This window comes from Aureimonas psammosilenae, assembly GCF_009176975.1.
Classification (GTDB): domain Bacteria; phylum Pseudomonadota; class Alphaproteobacteria; order Rhizobiales; family Rhizobiaceae; genus Plantimonas; species Plantimonas psammosilenae.
Genome location: NZ_WEZG01000039.1, coordinates 1 through 2,584, shown reverse-complemented (window position 1 = coordinate 2,584; position 2,584 = coordinate 1). Strand labels below are relative to the sequence as shown.

4 protein-coding genes are annotated in these 2,584 nt (G+C 37.7%); all 4 read right to left on the bottom strand.

Going from position 1 to position 2,584, the window contains the following annotated elements:
* Nucleotides 1-319 precede the first annotated feature (319 nt).
* The 4 genes from F9929_RS23845 to F9929_RS23830 are packed head-to-tail and all read right to left on the bottom strand — an operon-like array spanning nucleotide 320 to nucleotide 2,400.
* On the bottom strand, nucleotides 320-1,600 hold the full coding sequence (locus F9929_RS23845) for a LysM peptidoglycan-binding domain-containing protein (protein WP_152049047.1): 1,281 nt from the start codon (nucleotides 1,598-1,600) through the stop codon (nucleotides 320-322).
* The gene (locus F9929_RS23840) at nucleotides 1,590-1,853 is read right to left on the bottom strand and encodes a hypothetical protein (RefSeq protein WP_152049046.1); all 264 of its coding nucleotides are present in this window, start codon (nucleotides 1,851-1,853) and stop codon (nucleotides 1,590-1,592) included. The genes F9929_RS23845 and F9929_RS23840 overlap by 11 nt, the downstream gene beginning before the upstream one ends.
* Nucleotides 1,850-2,125, bottom strand: coding sequence for a DUF7365 family protein (locus F9929_RS23835; protein ID WP_152049045.1), 276 nt, complete (start codon nucleotides 2,123-2,125; stop codon nucleotides 1,850-1,852). Before F9929_RS23835 ends, F9929_RS23840 begins: the two co-directional genes overlap by 4 nt.
* A gap of 23 nt (nucleotides 2,126-2,148) precedes the next feature.
* The gene (locus F9929_RS23830) at nucleotides 2,149-2,400 is read right to left on the bottom strand and encodes a hypothetical protein (RefSeq protein ID WP_152049044.1); all 252 of its coding nucleotides are present in this window, start codon (nucleotides 2,398-2,400) and stop codon (nucleotides 2,149-2,151) included.
* Nucleotides 2,401-2,584: the final 184 nt, after the last annotated feature.

Here is a 2,584-nt window from a genome sequence, read left to right as displayed (position 1 = left end):
ATATATTGCTTATAAACGCCTGTAAATCAACGTTTTTCTTTACCACGTTACGTGGTAAATAGGTGGTAATTTACCACTAAACACGTGGTAAAAACTTAACTGGTTAAGTAAATTACGTGGTAATGACCAGTAAAAAAACCATGTGTAGTGGTATATTTTTTTTACCAAAAAAACACCCCAGCACATGCTGAGGTCATCCAAAAAAAATATGAAAAAAACATGAAAACACTTGCTAGCAGAATACGCAAACTGCTAACTTACTTATATTATAACAAAAAAAGCCCCTAGCCGTCAAAGACTAGGAGTGTTAAAGTGTTTACTATTTAATTTTAAGCGTTTGGCCTGCATAAATTAAGTTTGGATTATCTAGATCATTTAGCGCTGCGATTGATTGGTAGCTTGTGCCGTAGCGACTTGCAATTGCTGACAAGTTATCACCAACACGTACTGTATAGTAAATTGAACCAGCGCTTGCTGAACCGTTAACACGCAACACCTGTCCAACGTAAATCAAATTAGGATTTGAAATCCCATTCAAGCTTGCTAGTGTTTGGTAATTTGTACCAAATTTGGCAGCAATGCTAGAAAGCGTATCGCCAGATTGTACTGTGTACGTGCTAGTCGCTGGTGCTTGAATTGGTGCAGATGATACTGAAATAATTTCCACGTCTGCTTTATTAATCCATGAATTAATACCTGCTAACAATACACAGCTACCAGACACTTGAGCTACGTCATATGTGCGACCTTTAACCCAACTTGGAATAGCTTCACCAGTCGCCCATGTATTGGCACTAAATTTAACCTTAACTTGATTTCCTATGGCGATTTCAGATTTAGGCGTGTTGTCCGCTTGTTGACCTTGAGAAATTGCTGGTGTTTGGGTTTCGGGATTATTGTTCTTAGTATAGCCATTGTCCGTAATACCAGTCAAATCAATGTTGCCATCAAGCCCGCCTGCAATATAAGTTGAAGTGAATTGGTAAATGGCAACTCCATCCATACTTGGGAACACATTATAATTTGGCGTTGGCGTTACATTGTAATCTGGATAAGCAGCCATCCATAAGCTGTTCGGAAACTCCCGAATAATTTGGTCAATATACACGTTGGCTAACGTGTAAGGTTTGTAACTATAGTACATAGGTGTATATCCTGCCGCCTTAATCATTCGCATACCATGCAAGATTGCGTTGGTATTCGCTTGTTTGTCGGCGCTAGCGCCACTCTCGTAGTCAAGCGCTACAATTGAGCTTTTAGGTGTTTGAACTTGTGGCAAGAATGTATTTAATACTTGTTCACCAAGACTTGCGTTTCCGCCAACCTGATACCAGATATACGTATGAGCACGCTTGCCTTGTGCAATTGCTGATGCAACTTGTGTTTCATATGTTGTTTGTCCGTAAATACCGCCGCCATTAACACCGCCAATTTGGCAAATAGCGAACTTATCGTGTGCATACCCGAAAATTCCATTAGCACCTTGATAGCGTGACCAGTCCACGCCTTGATCGCCAACTGCAGCATAAGCTGTCGATTGCAATAGTAAGCTAGCTAAAGTTACAAACGCTACTAATACACGATTGATTTTATTTTTCATCATTTACTCCTTTTTTAAAGGCAATCTCGTAATAGCCAATCGCTGACAAGCCAGCAATCAGACCGCCCCAACAATATTCAGCATATTGCCCGCGAATAATAGTAAATGAATATGCAAGTCCTACAAAGATACCAATAAAAATAGCAAGCCCAGAAACAAGCTTGCCATTCAATCCAAATTGTTCTTTCACAACATTCACAAGTGCTGAAATAATAGGTGCTACAACTGTTGCAGCAATTAAAATAACTGTCATGATAGTTCCTCCAGTTTATTATCAATCTTGTCTACTTTTTCTGATAAATTTTTAATCTGTTCTGTCATTTGAATAAGGACTTTCATTTGCAAGTCGTGATTATCCAATCTGGATTTTGTTTCTTCTAACTCTTTATCATTTTGTTTGTTTTTTTCTTCAAGAATCGTTAAGCGTTTTTCTGTTGAAGTCATACGACTTTGAAAAAATGTAAAGAGCGTTAATAGTGATACTGCAGCACTAAAAATCATGCTTAAAAATTCAGGTTTCCACATATATTTTTTTTCACTTTCTAAGCCTATTTGGCGACATCTTCTTTAGTCAATTCTGCCAAAATAGCATCTTCAATCTCATAACGTTTATTGCGAAAAGCTTCTTCTTGTTTGCGCATTTCAGCACGGTTTTGTGAGTAAAGATTAGCGTCATAGATTGACTCACTTATATTTGATACGCCTTGTTCGTTGATATCCACAACGTATTGTTTTACAAGTGTATCTTCTACTTTTAAGTTACCTACTAAGCGAGTTGTTTTGATAGTTTCTAAAGCCATAATAATTCTCCTTTTTAATTTTGTGGGGCAGTTGCTTCATCGAGTTGTTGCTGAAGTTCTGCGTTTTGTTTGGTTAAATAATCAACTTGCGCTTTGAGCGTTGCTTTATCCAATGTTAGCTGAGCAATCTCTAAAGCAAGGTTTGATTGTATGCTTTCATTTAAATGTTCCATATTAAACTCCT

Bases quoted from the DNA above. Each gene is read 5' to 3' on its own strand.
- F9929_RS23845 (WP_152049047.1), bottom strand. From the start codon at position 1,600: ATGAAAAATAAAATCAATCGTGTATTAGTAGCGTTTGTAACTTTAGCT.
- F9929_RS23840 (WP_152049046.1), bottom strand. From the start codon at position 1,853: ATGACAGTTATTTTAATTGCTGCAACAGTTGTAGCACCTATTATTTCA.
- F9929_RS23835 (WP_152049045.1), bottom strand. From the start codon at position 2,125: ATGTGGAAACCTGAATTTTTAAGCATGATTTTTAGTGCTGCAGTATCA.
- F9929_RS23830 (WP_152049044.1), bottom strand. From the start codon at position 2,400: ATGGCTTTAGAAACTATCAAAACAACTCGCTTAGTAGGTAACTTAAAA.